Annotated in this window: 23 protein-coding genes; 19 read left to right on the top strand and 4 right to left on the bottom strand. The window is 37.4% G+C overall.

Features of this window, described 5'->3' with window-relative positions; genetic code table 11:
* Positions 1 to 134 precede the first annotated feature (134 nt).
* From JM81_RS13640 to JM81_RS13555, 18 genes are all read left to right on the top strand, one after another.
* On the top strand, positions 135 to 653 hold the full coding sequence (locus tag JM81_RS13640; RefSeq protein ID WP_186435577.1) for a Crp/Fnr family transcriptional regulator: 519 nt from the start codon (positions 135 to 137) through the stop codon (positions 651 to 653).
* 89 nt (positions 654 to 742) lie between these two features.
* Positions 743 to 1,162 carry a DoxX family protein gene (locus JM81_RS13635; protein WP_144804232.1) on the top strand — a complete coding sequence of 140 codons (420 nt, stop codon included), beginning with the start codon at positions 743 to 745 and terminating at the stop codon, positions 1,160 to 1,162.
* A gap of 100 nt (positions 1,163 to 1,262) precedes the next feature.
* The gene (locus JM81_RS13630; RefSeq protein WP_144804230.1) at positions 1,263 to 2,150 is read left to right on the top strand and encodes a VOC family protein; all 888 of its coding nucleotides are present in this window, start codon (positions 1,263 to 1,265) and stop codon (positions 2,148 to 2,150) included.
* A gap of 164 nt (positions 2,151 to 2,314) precedes the next feature.
* Positions 2,315 to 2,890: a DUF6515 family protein gene (locus tag JM81_RS13625; protein ID WP_144804228.1), complete on the top strand. Its 576-nt coding sequence runs from the start codon at positions 2,315 to 2,317 to the stop codon at positions 2,888 to 2,890.
* 107 nt (positions 2,891 to 2,997) lie between these two features.
* Positions 2,998 to 3,543, top strand: a complete 546-nt coding sequence (locus tag JM81_RS13620; protein WP_089258945.1) for a pyridoxamine 5'-phosphate oxidase family protein — start codon at positions 2,998 to 3,000, stop codon at positions 3,541 to 3,543.
* 20 nt (positions 3,544 to 3,563) lie between these two features.
* A complete protein-coding gene (locus JM81_RS13615; protein ID WP_144804226.1) occupies positions 3,564 to 4,199 on the top strand; it encodes a DUF1801 domain-containing protein in 636 nt (211 codons plus the stop codon).
* Between the two features lie 70 nt (positions 4,200 to 4,269).
* A complete protein-coding gene (locus tag JM81_RS13610) occupies positions 4,270 to 6,054 on the top strand; it encodes a tetratricopeptide repeat protein (protein WP_144804224.1) in 1,785 nt (594 codons plus the stop codon).
* An 87-nt stretch (positions 6,055 to 6,141) separates the two neighbouring features.
* Positions 6,142 to 6,774: a DUF4286 family protein gene (locus JM81_RS18670; RefSeq protein ID WP_144804222.1), complete on the top strand. Its 633-nt coding sequence runs from the start codon at positions 6,142 to 6,144 to the stop codon at positions 6,772 to 6,774.
* A 20-nt stretch (positions 6,775 to 6,794) separates the two neighbouring features.
* Positions 6,795 to 7,661 (top strand): 16S rRNA (adenine(1518)-N(6)/adenine(1519)-N(6))-dimethyltransferase RsmA, encoded by an 867-nt coding sequence (rsmA, locus tag JM81_RS13600; RefSeq protein ID WP_144804220.1) that lies wholly within the window; start codon positions 6,795 to 6,797, stop codon positions 7,659 to 7,661.
* Complete coding sequence (gene mgtE, locus JM81_RS13595) at positions 7,648 to 9,000, top strand: magnesium transporter (protein ID WP_089258935.1); 1,353 nt, start codon at positions 7,648 to 7,650, stop codon at positions 8,998 to 9,000. Before rsmA ends, mgtE begins: the two co-directional genes overlap by 14 nt.
* A gap of 57 nt (positions 9,001 to 9,057) precedes the next feature.
* Positions 9,058 to 9,423, top strand: a complete 366-nt coding sequence (locus tag JM81_RS13590) for a cupin domain-containing protein (protein ID WP_144804218.1) — start codon at positions 9,058 to 9,060, stop codon at positions 9,421 to 9,423.
* 12 nt (positions 9,424 to 9,435) lie between these two features.
* Positions 9,436 to 10,377 (top strand): 2-hydroxyacid dehydrogenase, encoded by a 942-nt coding sequence (locus JM81_RS13585; RefSeq protein WP_144804216.1) that lies wholly within the window; start codon positions 9,436 to 9,438, stop codon positions 10,375 to 10,377.
* Positions 10,378 to 10,449: 72 nt separating this feature from the next.
* The gene (locus JM81_RS13580; protein ID WP_144804214.1) at positions 10,450 to 10,905 is read left to right on the top strand and encodes a DUF1801 domain-containing protein; all 456 of its coding nucleotides are present in this window, start codon (positions 10,450 to 10,452) and stop codon (positions 10,903 to 10,905) included.
* A gap of 22 nt (positions 10,906 to 10,927) precedes the next feature.
* Positions 10,928 to 11,314, top strand: coding sequence for a VOC family protein (locus JM81_RS13575; protein WP_144804212.1), 387 nt, complete (start codon positions 10,928 to 10,930; stop codon positions 11,312 to 11,314).
* Between the two features lie 50 nt (positions 11,315 to 11,364).
* On the top strand, positions 11,365 to 11,811 hold the full coding sequence (locus tag JM81_RS13570) for an NINE protein (RefSeq protein WP_144804210.1): 447 nt from the start codon (positions 11,365 to 11,367) through the stop codon (positions 11,809 to 11,811).
* A gap of 81 nt (positions 11,812 to 11,892) precedes the next feature.
* The gene (locus JM81_RS13565) at positions 11,893 to 12,216 is read left to right on the top strand and encodes an ArsR/SmtB family transcription factor (protein ID WP_144804208.1); all 324 of its coding nucleotides are present in this window, start codon (positions 11,893 to 11,895) and stop codon (positions 12,214 to 12,216) included.
* 15 nt (positions 12,217 to 12,231) lie between these two features.
* Positions 12,232 to 12,720: a DUF6428 family protein gene (locus tag JM81_RS13560; protein WP_144804206.1), complete on the top strand. Its 489-nt coding sequence runs from the start codon at positions 12,232 to 12,234 to the stop codon at positions 12,718 to 12,720.
* 11 nt (positions 12,721 to 12,731) lie between these two features.
* The gene (locus JM81_RS13555) at positions 12,732 to 13,232 is read left to right on the top strand and encodes a GNAT family N-acetyltransferase (RefSeq protein WP_144804204.1); all 501 of its coding nucleotides are present in this window, start codon (positions 12,732 to 12,734) and stop codon (positions 13,230 to 13,232) included.
* Position 13,233: 1 nt separating this feature from the next.
* Here the strand turns inward: JM81_RS13555 and JM81_RS13550 are convergent, their stop codons facing one another.
* The 3 genes from JM81_RS13550 to JM81_RS13540 form a co-directional block, all read right to left on the bottom strand.
* Positions 13,234 to 15,063 (bottom strand): GNAT family N-acyltransferase, encoded by a 1,830-nt coding sequence (locus tag JM81_RS13550; protein WP_144804202.1) that lies wholly within the window; start codon positions 15,061 to 15,063, stop codon positions 13,234 to 13,236.
* Between the two features lie 80 nt (positions 15,064 to 15,143).
* On the bottom strand, positions 15,144 to 16,391 hold the full coding sequence (locus JM81_RS13545; protein ID WP_089258915.1) for an aspartate kinase: 1,248 nt from the start codon (positions 16,389 to 16,391) through the stop codon (positions 15,144 to 15,146).
* A gap of 42 nt (positions 16,392 to 16,433) precedes the next feature.
* Complete coding sequence (locus tag JM81_RS13540; RefSeq protein ID WP_144804200.1) at positions 16,434 to 16,913, bottom strand: GNAT family N-acetyltransferase; 480 nt, start codon at positions 16,911 to 16,913, stop codon at positions 16,434 to 16,436.
* A 108-nt stretch (positions 16,914 to 17,021) separates the two neighbouring features.
* Here JM81_RS13540 and fbp point away from each other — a divergent pair, with 108 nt between their 5' ends.
* The gene (gene fbp, locus JM81_RS13535; protein WP_089258911.1) at positions 17,022 to 18,032 is read left to right on the top strand and encodes a class 1 fructose-bisphosphatase; all 1,011 of its coding nucleotides are present in this window, start codon (positions 17,022 to 17,024) and stop codon (positions 18,030 to 18,032) included.
* A gap of 45 nt (positions 18,033 to 18,077) precedes the next feature.
* Here fbp and JM81_RS13530 read toward each other — a convergent pair whose 3' ends face one another.
* Positions 18,078 to 18,500, bottom strand: a complete 423-nt coding sequence (locus JM81_RS13530; protein ID WP_089258909.1) for a TerB family tellurite resistance protein — start codon at positions 18,498 to 18,500, stop codon at positions 18,078 to 18,080.
* Positions 18,501 to 18,527 lie beyond the last annotated feature (27 nt).

Genomic DNA, 18,527 nt, shown 5'->3' with positions numbered 1-18,527 from the left:
CTTTAGAAAGCATTTATTAGGTGATGCTGGAATATTTTTTCCATTCTTGTTATATTCAGTGAGATATGGTTTTCACTTTTAACCCATATGTTAATGTATTTATTACGGTCAATTTGGTATCCTAAATACACAGCGTGAAGAGTATAGATTTAAATAACCTTGAAACCGTTGAAAAAGGGCAAATCCTTTTAAAGCAAGGAGAAATTGCCAAATATGGCTATTTTGTTAAAAGTGGATGTCTTAAAAGTTATGCCATTGATAGTTCCGGCAAAGAACATATCATGCAGTTTGCGCCAGAAGATTGGCTAATTACGGATTTGGATAGTTTTACCAATCAAGTTCCCTCCCAAGTAGGAATAGAGGCCATAGAAGAATCAGAGATTTTTGTGCTATCCAGATCGGAATATTCGGACATTACAAATTTTGACGAGGAAGATATCACCGAAATGGCAATTAAGTTCAGGAATAATTTAATAGCATCGAACAAACGTATCATAGGTTTATTAAGCGCAACTGCTGAACAGCGATATATTGATTTTACCGTAACCTACCCCACTTTAGTTCAGCGCCTACCGCTAAAATTAATTGCCTCATATATAGGTGTTACACCGGAATATCTGAGTGATATTCGTCGTAAGATTGCACATAAATAACCTATAGTAATTTCTTAAGGTATCTTATTTTTCATTTGCGCATAGTAGTACAACTTTGCTGCATAGTAATTTTATAAATACGTAAAGAAATGACAGACCAAAAAAAGAGCAAAGCAATGCATATAATATTATGGATTGCACAAGGATTATTGGCCGTAATGTTTATTATGGCAGGACTTATGAAAGCTTCACAACCTATTGAGGCACTTGCGGAATCATTACCATGGGTAACCACAACACCGCAAGCGCTGGTGCGCTTTATTGGAATTAGCGAATTGTTGGGCGGATTGGGTTTATTAATTCCATCCATTTTTCGTTTTAAACCTTACTTGACCGTATGGGCGGCACTAGGTCTTGCCGCGGTTATGATCTTGGCCGCAATTTTTCATGCTTCAAGAGGAGAATTTTCAGCAATTGGCATGAATATAATCATTATGGGCATTGCACTTTTTATTGCATGGGGCAGAAGTAAAAAAGTACTCATTTTGCCTAAGGCACACCAACAATAATATTATTGAATATTGTAAATGATGCATCGGAAATGGACATATAAAAATTTTCGGTGCATTGATTTTAATATATGGATGTAAATTTTAATTGACCAATTCAATGCAGAGAACTAACGGCGGAGGCAACCCAAAAAATAAACTTGCTACTTTTGGCCCGGTACATATCAACAATATTGACCTTGAAAGGTCTACCTATTTTTGGACAGAAATAGTAGGTATGCAACTTAGGGGGACCAACAAGAATATTGCTGAATTTGGTACGGAGAAAAGAACATTGGTCGTAGTTCATGAAAAGGCCAAATTTCCATTTCAAAAAGGGTACAGCGGTTTATATCATTTTGCGGTTCATGCACCCAATGAAGCTGAATTTGCAAGTATGGTACATAGACTGAACATTAAAAAATATCCGTACTCCCCTACCGACCATACCGCATCTAAATCCATCTATCTAGAAGACCCGGATGGAATTACCATAGAATTTACCTTAGAAACCCCAGAACGCTTAAAAAGAGTGATCAGCGAAGGTGGAATTTGGATGGAGGGTACAGATGGCGTAATACGATCAGCATCGGAAAGATTAAATCTAGATGAAGTAATGTCCGCATTGCAAGTCAATGACCTTCATAGATTTATTGCTTCTGACACTTATATTGGACATATTCATTTATATGCCAACAATGTTCAAAAATCCAATAGGTTTTACAAAAAATTAGGCTATACCGAAGCCAACAATTTGCCCCAATACATGTTTGCGGATTTAGGGGATGGTGCAGATTACCAACATAGGATAGCCCTAAATTCGTGGCACGGGAGCAACAGACCATTGGCTCCCAGTGAAAATGCCGGCTTAAACCATTTTCAACTATATTATACAGCTAAAGAAAAATTAGAGCAAGCATTACACAGTATAAACTGGTATGAAAAAACCATCAACGGCTATTGGGTCGTTGATCCTACCGGCAACAAAATATGTATTGATATTAATTAATGTACGGGGTAATTGTTCCGGAAGAATTATGACATCTATAAAGCATGGTGATTTTAACCTGCTAGACATTACTTATAGAATCTTGCCAAACCTATTAAAGTTTACTTAAAAATTAAACCATCTAGAAAAAACATGGTCATACAAGCATTATAAAACCATGTATTATGAAAACAACATTAAATAGTATTCCAATTATTTTAGCGCTCATTATGCTGGTTTCGTTTTCAGAAAAGACATATGCGCAAAATTCAAGACGAACCGGTAAGACCGTAATTATCAAAAAAGATAATCCACGTATACCAAGTAGCCGTGTAGTATATAAAAAACCTAAAAAAAAGATTGTAGCGGTTAGAACGTTACCCAAAAGAACAACAATTGTACACAGGGGCAACAATTATTACTATTCGGGAAATAGATTTTACACCTATTCTGGTGGAAGATATATTGTAATAGCCCCAAAAGTTGGCTTTAGAATACAAACGTTGCCAGCTGGCTTTATTAGAATAAATAGACCGTCTAGAACCTATTATTGGGCCAATGGTGTTTTTTATGCCCCAATTAATGATCAATATGAAGTTGTTGATCCAGAAATAGGAACGGTAATCCAAGAGTTGCCAGATGGCTACGAACGTGTGGAAATAGATGGGTATACATATTATGAATTTTCAAATGTACTTTATGAAGCTATCCAAATAAATGGAACTAGGGCCTATGAGGTGGTTGGTTTTGTGGATCAATAAACATACATTCATTCAGTTAATAACGGCTTTAGTTCATTTTGGATTAAAGCCGTTTTTATTACCTTGGTTATTTACTTCATGTAACTTCTTAGAAATTAACAATACCTATGGGCAAGCAACTGGACAGTATTACGCCTCAACTACAACAGTTCATTGAGCAACAAAAAATATTCTTTGTAGGTACGGCTGCCGCTACAGGTAGCGTAAATGTATCTCCAAAAGGAACAGATTCATTTAGGGTTATAGATGCCAATACCATTGTATGGCTAAACTTGACCGGTAGTGGAAATGAAACTGCCGCCCATTTACTTAAGAATAAAAGAATGACCATCATGTTCTGCGCTTTTGAAGGAAAACCTATGATACTACGCCTTTATGGAAAAGCAGAGATTTATCATAAACGGGATAATCAGTTTATGAAATACGAAAAACTCTTTCCAAAAAACATTGGGGCCAGGCAAATAATTGAAATGCATGTAGAACTTGTACAGACTTCTTGCGGATTTGCTGTACCCTACATGGATTATAAAGAAGAAAGAACTACTTTAAATGATTGGGCAAGCAAACAAGGAAGCAAAAATATTGAAGCGTATTGGAAAAATAAAAACACCCAAAGTATTGACGGTTTTGAAACTAATATAATGTCCGATTAATGTAATACCCCCCTAAACACATGATTGAAGAGGTAGATAATTATCTAGATGGTATAAATAAGTGGCAATCAGAGCTCAGGGAGCTAAGAGCAATAATTCTTGAGTGTGGCCTAACGGAAGCGTTTAAATGGAAACATCCTTGTTATACTTATAAAAACAAGAACATTGTACTACTGCATGGTTTTAAAGAATATTGTGCCATCTTATTTTATAAAGGGGCACTTCTTAAAGACCCTTACAACCTCTTGATTCAACAAACCCAACATACACAATCTGGTCGCCAAATCAGATTTACACATGTTGGAGAAATACAAACGCTACGGCAAACGATCAAGGATTATATCCTGGAAGCCGCACAAAATGAGGAATCTGGAAAAAAGGTTCAGGTGAAGAAAGTGACGGACTATCCCGTTCCCAAGGAACTTACCCAAAAATTTTCCGAAGACCCCAATTTGGAAACTGCGTTCAACAGCCTTACCCCTGGGCGCCAAAAAGGTTATTTATTACATTTTTCACAACCTAAACAATCCAATACCCGCAGCAATAGAATTTCCAAAAACACACAGCGAATACTAAATGGAAAAGGATTAAATGATTGTACCTGCGGTCTTTCCAAACGAATGCCAAATTGTGATGGTTCCCACAAACAACTTTAAAATTAATAGGTTTGTTTAGTTGTCATCAGCCTTATAAATTGAACTTTGTACATTCTATGTATCTTTGAATATGCGAAAAATTTTTTTTTTCATAGCCTTTTTCGCCATGATGGGCATGGCATGGTCCCAAGATGATTTTTTGGCAAAACAATATTTTGCCGATGGTGATTTTGAAAAGGCGGTCGTATTCTATGAAAAATTGGTAGAGAAAAATCCACGTAGAACAGAGTACGCACAGGATCTGGTTTCTTGCTACCAACAATTAGAGCGTTATATAAATGCCGGTGATTTCCTAAGGAATAGGTTGAATGAGAGAAATCCCTATCCCACGCTTTTAGTTGATCTGGGCTACAACTATGCCTTGCAAGAATTAGGGAAAGAGGCAACCATTTACTATGACAAGGCACTTAATATTATACAAAAGAATCCTAATTATGGTTACGCCATAGGATTGCGGTTTCAAAACTACAGCTTATTGGACTTGGCCATACAGGCTTTTAAAAAAGCCATGCAATTAAACCCGGGCTTGGATTACAATTATCAATTGGCACGTATTTATGGTGAACAGGGCAAAATAGAGGATATGTACAATGCCTATTTGAATTTGGTAAGTGAAGGAAAAACATCCAAATCAAATATCCTTAGAAGTATTGATGATTTTATATCTGAGAATGCAGAGGACCCCAACAATATTTCCTTTAAAAAAGTACTCTTGGAAAGGGCTCAAAAAAATCCGAATATTCTTTGGAACGAGTTGCTGAGTTGGTTATTTGTTCAACAAAAACAGTTTGGCAGTGCGTTTAGACAGGAAAAAGCAATTTACAAACGTATTGATGGTAATTCAACCATGAGAATGGAAGGTTTGGGAGAACAGGCTTTGGAAGAACAGGATTTTGATGTAGCAAAAGATATCTTTGAGTTTATCATTGACAATACCAATGACGAGGTTACGCAACTGAACGCAGAATTACATCTTATAGATATAGCGTTGAATGATTCTAAGGTCAATCTTGACAATGTTCAAAATACATACGAAACCCTAATAGATAAATATGGCTACAGACCGCAGACACTTCAACTTCAGGTAGCCTATGCAAAATTTCTGACCTTTAAAAAAAACGACCCCAAACCAGCGGAAACCCTATTGAAAAATAGTTTAGACCTTCCTTTGAACACCAGGGGTACCGCCTATATAAAATTAGCATTGGGAGACATATTGGTATTCGATAAAAAATTTAATGAAGCACTGATCTATTTTTCCCAAATTCAACAAAAATTAAAAAATGATGTTTTAGGGCAGGATGCCAGATATAAAGTTGCTCAAACCAGCTTCTATAAAGGAGATTTTGACTGGGCCCTTACCCAATTAAAAGTACTACGCGGCTCAACATCCCAGTTAATTGCCAATGATGCCATGCAGTTAAGTCTGTTAATTTCCGACAATTCCTTGGAAGACTCTACCCAGACCGCCTTAAAAAAATATGCGCGGGCAGATTTTCTTGCCTATCAAAACAAAACAACGGAAGCTATTACGGCCTTGAATGACATCCTTGAAAACCACAAAGGTGAAAAAATTGAGGACGATGCTTTGTTTAAACAAGCTCAGTTACTGGAAACGCAAAAAAAATATGAGGAGGCGCAGTTCAACTATCAAAAAATTATCACGTTCTATAATAAGGGAATATTGGCTGACGATGCGCATTTTGCCTTGGCCGAACTTTATAGAAAAGAGTTCAAGGACAATATAAAGGCCAGGGAACATTATGAGCAAATCATCTACAACTACCAAGATAGTTACTACTTTCCTCAAGCCAGAAAGAATTTTAGAATTCTCAGGGGAGATGCCATTAACTAAAAGTTTACAGAATTAGTCTAAAAATGGCAACTACTTAATTTAACTTTGCAGTTGTCAAAATTGTTAAATCTCAACCTGTACGCCAACATGTTTATTTATAATATTACTACCAATATAGAAGAAGCTTACCATACAGAATGGTTGCAATGGATGAAGCAGGTTCATATACCGGAAGTATTGTCCACAGGAAAATTTCTAAGTGCAAAGTTCACTAAAGTTTTGGTAGAGGAAGATATGGGCGGAGAAACCTACTCCATTCAATATTCCGTTAAGGATAAAGCCACCTTAGAAAGGTATTATAATGAAGATGCTCCGCGCTTGATAGCACAAATAGAAAAGAAGTTTGCGGGGAAACTGGTTTCTTTCAAAACAGAATTGGAAGTCGTTGATGAATATTTTGTGCAACGGGCCACGGCCACTCATTTATTGTTCACCTATGGTACGCTACAAGAACAGGATATACAGCTAGGCGTTTTCTCAAGGGCGTTAACAGGTTTTGAGGATGAACTTGTACAATATGTAGTTTCTGAAAAAAAAGTAGCCGGACTATATCCAACCCTGCAACATACCGGTAATGTCAAAGATATTATCAAAGGACAGGTATATACATTGACCCACCAAGAATTACAAAAAGCTGACGAATATGAGGGTGAGGCGTACAAGCGCATACAGATAGAACTTGGCTCCGGCAGAAATGCATGGGTATATATTTCCAAATAAGGAGCATTTAAACGCATAATATGGGGACAAAAAGAAAAAAAAACAAGAATGACAGGTATGCTCCAAAAAAGCATCACGATAAAGGTCCCGTAAAAGCAAAAAAACATTTAGGCCAACATTTTTTAATAGATGAGGCAATTGCAAAGTCAATTGCAGACACCCTTTTACAAAAGGAGTACAGAAACGTAATTGAAATTGGTCCGGGTACAGGGGTTTTGACCAAATATCTATTGAACAGGGATATTGATCTTGTTGCCATGGATTTGGATGCGGAATCTATCAAATATCTAAATGAAACATTTCCAATGGAACATTTTGCCGTATTGCAGGGCAAGGGTTCCTTTAAAGTAATAGAGGCAGATTTCTTAAATTATGACCTTAACGAGCTGTTCAACAACCAACCTTTTGGAATTACAGGAAACTTTCCTTACAATATATCTACCCAAATAGTTTTTAAAATGTTGGAACATCGTGACCTGGTCCCTGAATTTTCAGGAATGTTCCAAAAAGAAGTGGCAGAACGTATTTGCGCACAGGAAGGCAGTAAAACTTATGGCATACTCTCTGTATTGGCACAAGCATATTATGATACGGAATATCTTTTTACGGTACCACCAGAGGTGTTTGATCCCCCACCAAAAGTGCAGTCCGGAGTTTTACGTATGGTAAGAAAAACCAATTACCAACTTCCTTGCGACGAACAATTATTCAAAAGAGTCGTTAAAACCGCTTTTAACCAGCGTAGAAAGACCTTGCGCAATAGTTTAAAAACCTTTACACTTTCAGATAATCTCAAAGAAGATACTATATTTGACCAACGACCAGAACAACTATCGGTCGTAGATTTTATAGCCTTGACGAAGAAGATAGCAGATGACACCCTTTAAACTAACAGAAGAACTTGTACATAATATAGAACAGCTCATTGAAAACAGAAATGATGCTGAATTAAATACGCTATTTCTAGACGTTCATTATGCTGATATTGCCGAAATCATTAATGAATTGGATGATGATGAGGCTACCTATTTGATCAAGTTATTGGATAGTGATAAAACTTCCGATATTCTTACCGAGCTGGATGAAGATGTCCGAGAAGCTATTCTACGAAACCTATCTTCTAAGGAAATTGCCAGTGAACTTGGTGAACTTGACACTGATGATGCTGCAGATATTATTGGTGAACTTCCAAAAGAACAGGTCCAGGAAGTAATCTCTAAAATAGAAGACCGGGAACATGCCAAGGATATTGTAGACCTTTTGCGGTATGCTGAAAATTCTGCAGGCGGACTCATGGCAAAAGAGCTCGTAAAAGTAAATGAGAATTGGAATGTGCTTACTTGCGTTAAGGAGATGAGGGCCCAAGCAGAAAATGTTACCCGTGTACATTCCATTTATGTGGTTGATGATGAAGATAAGTTAAAGGGTAGATTATCCTTAAAGGATTTGTTGACCACTTCCACAAAGACACATATCAAGGATGTGTTCATCAAAAATGTAGATTCTGTAAACGTAAACGAAGACCCAGAGGAAGTAGCTCGTATTATGAGTAAATATGACCTTGAAGCCATACCGGTAATAGATGAGATAGGAAGATTAGTAGGCCGTATTACCATTGATGATATTGTAGACGTAATAAAGGAAGAGGCTGAACGAGATTATCAAATGGCCGCCGGTATATCCCAGGGTGTAGAGGCAGATGCAAGTATTTGGGAACTTACCAGGGCACGATTACCATGGTTAATTTTAGGCCTGTTCGGGGGTGCTGCGGCAGCTGTCATTATGGGTGGTTTTGAGGAAATGTTTCGTGAATACACCGTCTTGTTTCTATTTACCCCGCTCATAGCGGCAATGGCCGGTAATGTAGGTGTACAGTCTAGCGCAATTATCGTACAGGGCTTGGCCAACGATGACATTAAGGGCAGTATAAGTGATCGGTTGATCAAAGAAATGTTATTGGCTTTATTGAACGGTTTTATTCTTTCGTGTTTATTATTGATTTTTACTTGGATATGGAAAGGGGATTTCCCCACATCATTGGCCATTTCTATTTCCCTGATTGCGGTAATTGTCGTTGCGGGCTTTATAGGAACCTTTGTTCCGTTGTTTTTGGACAAACGTGGCATAGACCCTGCAATTGCTACAGGGCCTTTTATTACTACGAGCAATGATATATTTGGTATTTTAATCTACTTCTCCATTGCCAAACTTATACTTGGAATTTAGTATTTGACAAAGAGGCTTAGAAGGATGTAAGTTGTAGAAATACATTATGGTTGACAGATGAAAAAAATTAATCTTAACGATAAGTTTGAACATGTAGATTCATTTTGGCATCCCCACCAAATAGGTATTGTTGATGATATGCACGTATTATTGGCAAAAGTAAAAGGAGAATTTGTCTGGCATGCCCATGAATATGAGGATGAACTCTTTCATGTACAAAAAGGAACATTGTACATGCAGTTTCGCGACCGTACAGAAGTTGTAGAGGAAGGTGAGGTCATTATTGTGCCAAAAGGAACGGAACATTGCCCAATGACCAAAAACGGCGAAATTGTACATGTGCTCTTATTTGAAAAATTAAGCACGCAGCATACAGGCGCAACAATACATGAAATATCCAAAACGAACTACCCCAAAATATAATTCCCAGAGAAAATGAAAGTATTGCACGTAGATATAAACCACCCATTAATTATAGAACAATTTTCTGAACTTGGCTTTGAGAACCATGAGGATTATACTTCCACGAAAGAAGAGATAGCAACAAGGATATCCCATTACGACGGAATTATAATTAGAAGCAGGTTTTCCATTGACGCGGATTTTTTGGATAAGGCCAAAAATCTAAAATTTATTGGTAGACTTGGGGCAGGACTAGAGAATATAGATACACAGTATGCAAAATCCTTGGGCGTTTTTTTGGCCGCTGCACCAGAAGGCAATAGAAATGCAGTGGGGGAACATGCGCTAGGTATGTTACTATCACTTTTCAATAAACTGAACAAAGCGGACCATGAAGTAAGAAGCGGAAAATGGGACCGGGAAGGTAATAGAGGGTTAGAATTGGAAGGAAAAGTTGTAGGTATTATCGGCTATGGCAATATGGGCAAGGCCTTTGCTAAAAAACTAAAAGGTTTTGATGTTGAGGAAGTCATATGTTATGATATAAAGGGTGGTGTAGAAGATGAACATGCAAGGCAAGTAGGCATAATGGAATTCCAAGATCGTGTAGATGTCATTAGTCTTCATGTACCACAAACCCAAGATACCATTGGCATGTTCCGTACAGAATTCATAGAAAAATTTAAAAAATCCTTTTGGATCATTAATACCGCTAGGGGAAAATGCATTGATACCCAAGACTTGGTAGCGGCTTTAAAGTCCGGAAAAATATTAGGCGCCGGTCTAGATGTTCTGGAATATGAAAAAGCATCTTTTGAACATATGTTTACGGATGACCAATTACCAGATGCATTTGAATATCTGATCAAAGCCGATAATGTAATATTATCTCCCCACGTAGCAGGTTGGACCGTTGAAAGCAAAATAAAACTTGCACAGACTGTCGTGGATAAAATTAAAAATAAATTTTGCTAAGCATATCCATCAATTAATTTTCATAACTTACTATGGCTAGCCTATATTACTTTTGATTTAAATGCACTAACCATGAAATTTGCCGCAAGTACACCAAAAGATTATATAAATCAACTTCCAGTGGAACGCAAAAAGGTAATTGAACAACTACGGGCTACCATACGTAAAAATTTACCCAGTACTTTTGAAGAACAGCTTAGTTACGGCATGTTAGGTTATGTGGTTCCCCACGCTGTCTACCCATCAGGTTATCATGTTAATCCAGCATTACCCTTACCTTTTATTAATTTGGCGTCACAGAAGAATTATATAGCCCTATATCACTCCGGTATATATGCGGACAATGGTTTAATGTCTTGGTTCGTCCAAGAATACCCAAAGCACACGGCTCAAAAACTGGATATGGGTAAGAGTTGCATCCGCTTTAAAAAAATAGACGACATTTCTTACCAACTTATAGGGGAGTTATGTACAAAAATGAGTGCCGAATCATGGATTGAGATATATGAACAGCATATTAAAAAATAACAATAACTAAAAAGTACATACTATGAAGAATAGAGTAACCGGCTTAGGTGGCTTTTTTTATAAGACCAATGACCCAAATAAAATCAAGGACTGGTATAAAAATCATTTAGGATTAAATACGGACCAATTTGGTTGCACATTTTGGTGGAAGGACAAGGAAGGGAACGATTGCTCCACCCAATGGAGCCCTATGCCACAGGATACAACCTATTTTTCACCCAGTAAATCTAGCTTTATGATGAACTTTAGGGTAGAAAATTTAGTGGAATTACTTGAGGTATTAAAGTCTGAAGGGGTTACTGTTGTAGGTAAAATTGAGGAATATGAGTATGGTAAATTTGGTTGGATATTAGACCCGGACGGTAATAAAATAGAGCTCTGGGAACCAATTGATACAGCATTTTTGTAATCATTAATATTTCTTTACATTTATAACAATAATAACCAACAATTATAACCATGTCAGAAAACAATAAAGACTTCGGAGATAAAGCAGAGGAAGCTTTTGACAACGCCAAAGAATCTGCAAAGGATTTTTCAAATGAAGCCAAAGAAACGGCAAACGAGTTTAGTGAAAATGCAAAAAGAACCGCTGATGAATTTACGGCAGGTGCCAAAGAAGCCTTTAGCGGTGCCGGGGGAGAAAACAAGAAAGTATTAGTAGGTATTTTAGCAATAATTTTAGGGGCACTAGGTGTTCATAAATTTTTACTTGGATATCAAAAAGAAGGATTTATATTATTAGGTGTTACCATATTAGGGTATGCAACCACGTGTATTGTTATAGGTGCGTTCTTTTTCTGGATTCCAAGTGTAATTGGCCTAATTGAAGGAATTATCTACTTGACAAAATCAGACGAAGAGTTTTACAACACCTACCAAGTAGGTAGAAAACCTTGGTTCTAACATCTTAAAGTCGAGTTATTTAACCACTCGGCTTTTTTTATTTAAATTATTATCGTAATATTGCAATATATAAATATTACAATGGGAGTTACAAAGACACAAATTTTTAATACCAAACAGAATGAACTGGCCATCTTGTTCAAGGTTTTATCAAATCCTGCAAGAATTGCCATTTTACAATACATAAGCCAACAAGATTCTTGTATTTGCAATGATATTGTAGATGAGATTGGCTTGGCCCAACCCACTATATCCCAACACCTTAAAGAGTTAAAGAGTATTAATTTAATAAAGGGGGAAATAGAAGGTAAAAAAGTTTGTTACTGTATTGATTTAGAACGTTGGGCAGAAATCCAATCTTTGGTCAATTCCTTTTTTAATACCACTAAAAACAATTGTTGCTAATAAAAATCATTTATCATGAAAACATCGGAATTTTTAAATCTTTTAAAGCAAAATTCAAATAAAGCCTTAGTTTTTGAATATAAACCAGGCGTTTTAGTAGGAACAAATTATCACATTACAGAGGTCAAAAATATTAGTATAGAATCTGTGGATTGTGGTGCGGGTACAGATGCATGGAAAGAAACCATTATTCAATTATGGGAAAGTCCATCAGAACTAGGAAAAAGAGAATACATGTCCGCTTACAAAGCCTTGGGTATTTTGAACAAGGTTAATAAAATAAAGCCTATGGAAAAAGAGGTAGAGGTCAAATTTGAATATAGCAATGCTACTTTTCATACGGCCCAATTATATGTATTGTCACACCAAATCAAGGAAGACAGTTTAATTGTACATTTGGGTGTAGAAAAGACAGATTGTAAGGCAAAAGAAACCTGTGGGGTTCCAGAGACTTCTGAACAGACCACGGAAACGGCATGTGCTCCTGGCAGTGGATGTTGTTAAAATAAATGGTTATGGCAAAACCAACGATAAGACCTATGTTGGCTACAGATTGGGAATCTGTAGCTGACATTTACGCTGAAGGTATCGCTACAGGTGTAGCTACTTTTGAAACTGAAATTCCATCCTATGAAGTATGGGAAAGGGCCCATATGGAAATCTGTAGGTTGGTAGCCTTAAACGGATCTAAAATTTTAGGATGGGCCGCACTATCGCCTGTTTCCAGCAGATGTGTATATGGAGGCGTAGCAGAGGTAAGCATCTATATATCCCAATCTAGCAGGGGAAAAGGTGTTGGCAAGCAATTATTGTCGCATTTGATCCAAGCGAGCGAGAAGGAAGGTATATGGACCTTACAATCTGGTGTATTTCCAACAAACATTGGTAGCATAAAAGTACATAAAGCTGTTGGTTTTAGACAAATAGGAGTACGCGAGCGGGTGGGTAAATTAAAAGGTATATGGATGGACAATGTACTTTTTGAAAGAAGGAGCAAGGTAATTGGCGTAGATTAAACTACACGTTTTCACTATCAATATCAGGATTTTGTGCCTCTTGCAATCTACGTTCAAGTTCTGCCTGAAATTCTTCCATAACCGGTTTTACGGTGCTCTCGGGTAAATCTGAAATTTTAATGTACATTAATCCGTCTACAGAATTATTGAATAAGGGATCAACGTTAAACGCCACCACTTTCGCGTTTTGTTTGATATACTTCTTTATAAGTACGGGCAAACGTAAGCTGCCGGGCTCCACCTCATCGATTAAACGATCAAACTTGTTAAGATCGGCCTGTGTTTCATCAAACACGAACTCTTTGTCCGCATCTTTTAGTTTTACCTTGAACTCTTTTTTGGGCCTAATGTATTGGGCTACATAGGGATCCCAATAATTAGATTTCATAAATTCGATCATTAATGATTTGGAGAAGTTAGAAAACTGATTACTGATACTTACCCCACCAATAAGGTATTTGTGCTCAGGAAATCTTAAAGTGGTATGCACAATACCTTTCCACAACAAAAATAAGGGCATTGGTTTTTGTTGATATTCCTTTGTAATGTAGGCCCTTCCCATTTCAATGGAATCCTTCATCATATCATACAATTCTGGTTCTACCCTAAAAAGATCTTGCAGATAAAATCCGTCTATTCCATACTTTGGAAATATTTCCGAGCCCATTCCCATACGGTAGGCCCCAACAATACATTTTACATCATTATCCCATAAAAACAGATGATGATAATACGTATCGAACGTATCTAGGTCAATGGCCTTGTTGGTCCCCTCGCCTATTGCCCTAAAGGTCACTTCGCGCTGTCTACCTATTTCCTTTAGGATAAAAGGCATATCCTTTTCCTTGGCCAAGAATACTTCGTAATTCTTACTTTGAAGAAGACGGCAATCTTTCTCCCTAAGTTTATCAATTTCACCTTCCATAACCTCCTTGCGTACCGCGGAAGCTATTTTTTTGGGCTGCTTGGGCAACTTTAGTGAAGTTGGTATCTGATCAATCAAACGTTCCTTTTCGTACGCATTGGAAAGTATATAGGTCTTACGGCGTAAAAGTTCCGTATACTCTACCAAACTTTCCTGCTCATTTTGTGTAGCCACGGATATAGGCTGACCAATTCTTACTTTTATAGGCCTATTGTTCTGGGTAAAAACTTGGGAAGGTATCATGGCGGTACGCAGAGAATCGCCAAATTTGGAAATGCGATAGAACAAGGAACTATTGCGGGCATGAAAATAAATTGGAACTACGGGAACTTCTGCCTTACGTATCAATTTCAAAACCGCTTCTTCCCATGGTTTGTCCACAATAAGTTTACCGTCCTTGATGGTAGATACTTCGCCGGCAGGAAAAACACCAAGTACATGACCGTTTCTTAAATGTTGTAAAGTGTTCTTAAAACCGGCTACACTGCTCTTGGCCTCCCTGTGTTCCGTAAATGGGTTTACCGGAAGAATATAGGGCTCAATAGGCACCATACGCTGCAATAAAAAATTGGCCATTATCTTAAAATCGGGCCTTTGCCTTACCATTAGTTTAAAAAGTAAGATACCGTCTATAGCACCCAATGGGTGGTTGCTAATGGTCACATAAGGTCCTTCTTTTGGTAGGCGTTTATAATCTTCCTCCGGTATTTCGTAATCAATTTCAAAATGTTCTAAAATAGCATTTGCATAAGCCTCGCCATCCAAATGCGCAATGCTATCATAAAACTTGTTGATACTTGATATACGGGTAACTTTCATTAACACCCAACCAATAAATGTTCCTAAAACACCATATTTGGTAAGGTTGATCGCCTTGGCTATTTCTTTAGCGGTTACTAGACCCATATTCTCTTCCTCATTTAGATCGTAAATATAGGAAAATAGCAGAAGGGTACTTGTTTAAAAACCCATGTTGCAACTTAGGGTTATTTAACCACAAGCTGTACGGTTTCGGTACCACGTTGTTCTAAAAGCAATTCATGTCCGTTCTGTAAGGTTTCCAAGGCCTTGGTATCAAAGTGGCGTATGGTGTACAATGAAACATTTTCATGGTACGCAACCTTAAACTTGCTCCGCAATTGTTGTAATAATTTTTCCAAGCCACCAAATTTATTGTCTACACATACAGAAAAACTAATGGCTGAATTTTGGATCAGGTCAACTTTTATCTTGTGCTCATGGAATAATTTGAAAAGTTCACTGATACTATCTTCTACGATAAATGAAAAATCCAAAGAAGACAATTTCATCAATACTTGATTCTTCTTAACGATAAAACAAGGTACTTTTGGTTCAATGCCCACACCTTTACCTACCGTGGTACCTTTGTTGACAGGATTTATAAATGATTTTACATGCAGGGGAATCTCCTTGCGCTGTAACGGCTGCAATGTTTTTGGGTGTATAACAGAAGCCCCGTAAAAGGCAAGCTCAATAGCCTCTCTGTAAGAAATGTTGTTAAGCAGTTGGGTCTCTTTGAAATACCTGGGGTCTGCATTCAATACGCCAGGTACATCTTTCCAAATGGTGACGGAATCTGCATTAAGGCAATACGCCAAGATTGCCGCAGTATAGTCAGAACCTTCCCGGCCCAAGGTGGTGGTAAAATTATTGTCATCACTACCTAAGAAACCTTGTGTAATGTTCAATACCTTTTTATCGATTTTAGTAACATTTTCCTGTGTACGCTCCCAATTAACGGTTGTATCCCTATAGACACTATCGGTCTTAATAAAATTGCGCACATCCAACCAATTATTGGCAATGCCTATTTCCTTTAAATAAGCACTTATGATGGTTGTGGAAATCAATTCCCCATAACCCACTACCTGGTCATAGACAAAATTGTAATTGGGAGATTTATTCCATACCAAAAAACCATTGATTTCATCAATTAAGATCTTTATTTCGTTATAGATCGGATGCTGTGCATTAGGAAATAGTTCCGATACTATTTCGTGATGATAGTCTACCAACTCCGCTACTTTGGAAGGGATATCGTTCTTGTCCTGAAAATAGGCATTGATTATGTCTTCCATTGCATTGGTGGTCTTACCCATAGCGGATACAACCAATAATGTATTGTCATATCCTACTTCTTTCAAAACCTTTACTACATTTCTAACGGCATTTGCATCTTTAACGGACGCTCCCCCAAATTTAAAAACCCTCATAGTATATTTTATATTTAAAATCTTATTTAATCAATGTGATGCCTAAGCAATAGCGCTCAAGTAATTTTTTATTCCCGCTTCATCTAATTGAACCACATCCCAATCGCGCATTACGTTTGCGCCCTTACTTTCATAAAAACCAATGGCAGGCTCGTTCCAATCCAATACTTCCCAACTGATCCGCTTAACACCTAGGTCATTACCGTATTTTACAACTTCGTTCAATAGGGAGGTTCCCAAACCGCTTCCGCGCATTTCCTTGGTCACAATGAGGTCTTCTAGATGAATTACCGGTCCCTTCCACGTAGAATACCTTGGATAAACCAATGCCATTCCTACAATTTTATCTTCCTTTTCCGCAACAAAACAATGAAAAAGGTTATCTTCAAAACCATCTCTTTGTAAATCCTCTAAACTAAGCTCAACCGCATGTGCTTCCTTTTCAAAAGAAGCCAGCTCATGAATTAAGTTCAAAACCTGTTCCATGTCTTTTGGTTGTCCCTCTCGAATTGTATATTCCATAATTGTTACAAATAAAACACAAAGTTATAAATTTAAAAAATGAAATTAAAATCTAAATTGAACGTTTAACAAAATATCGGATATTTGTAAATAACTATAAACTAAAGCATGGCACCTAAAACAAACCAAACACTTGGAGAGTTTATCATTGAAAATCAAGATTCATTTCAATATTCCTCAGGCGAATTATCAAAATTGATCAACGCTATTAGACTTGCGGCAAAAGTTGTAAACCATGAGGTTAGTAAGGCGGGGTTAATAGATATATTAGGTGGAGTTGGTGAAACCAATATACAAGGTGAGGACCAGCAAAAACTAGATTTGTTTGCAAACGACAAATTTATACAGACGTTGCGCAATAGGGAAATTGTCTGTGGTATTGCATCTGAAGAAGAGGATAGTTTCATCAGTATTAACAGTAATGACAAAAATAACCAGAACAAATATATAGTTCTGATTGATCCCCTGGACGGTTCGTCCAATATAGACGTAAACGTTTCGGTAGGTACGATCTTTTCCATTTACCGACGGGTTACACCGGTAGGAACACCGGTAACCATAGAAGATTTTTTACAACCCGGAAATAAGCAGGTTGCTGCAGGGTACGTGGTATATGGTACATCTACCATGCTGGTATATACTACAGGTGATGGGGTTAACGGGTTTACCTTAAACCCGGCCTTGGGTACCTTTTACCTTTCCCACCCTAACATGCAATTTCCAGAAGAAGGTAAAATCTATTCGGTCAACGAAGGAAATTACGTCCATTTTCATCAAGGCGTAAAGGATTATATAAAATATTGTCAAATGGAAGAGGGTGACCGGCCCTACACTTCAAGATACATAGGTTCATTGGTATCTGATTTTCATAGAAATATGATCAAAGGAGGCATTTATATGTATCCTAAAAGCAGTGTTACGGAAAGTGGCAAACTAAGATTGCTCTATGAATGCAATCCTATGGCCTTTCTTGCGGAGCAGGCCAATGGTCTGGCCATTGGGGGAAAAACCCGTATTATGGACATAGAACCGACAGAGTTGCACCAACGTGTGCCGTTTTTCTGCGGTAGCAGGAAAATGGTTGAAAAACTTCAGGAATTTTTAAATAAATACCATTAAAAAAGGGAGCGTTACGCTCCCTTTTTCATATTTTACCGCACATATTTAGTGCTTTAGCAGATATAGATAATCTTCAAAATCTATTTTTCCGCCAAATATTGCTATAGAACGCTCAATGACCTTATCAGCTTTTTCACCAGTAAACCCTAGTCCAATAGCATACTTCTTTATCAATATCATTTCTTCGTCATCAATGGCATGATCAGAATAAATTATTCTGAACAGGTCATATAAACGCTCAAGCCTTTTCTCAGAATCTGGAGTAGAATCTATAGGATACTTGTTCTCTTTTTTAAGAACTTCCTCATATTCCGCCTTGGTAATATCCAATTTACTTGCAAAACGGTCTAACAAGGCTTTTTCCTCGGCACTTATTTCTCCGTCAATGGATGCCAATGTTGCCAATGCGGCAAAATGGGCCAAATTTCTTCTGTGCTCACCACTAGTATATAAATCTGCAAAAGACATATCGTAATTTTTAATTATTGAGCAAAT

The organism is Maribacter sp. MAR_2009_72, assembly GCF_007827235.1.
GTDB lineage: Bacteria > Bacteroidota > Bacteroidia > Flavobacteriales > Flavobacteriaceae > Maribacter > Maribacter sedimenticola.
Note: the sequence above shows the minus strand (reverse complement) of the source record. Positions and strands in the feature narration are given on the sequence as shown.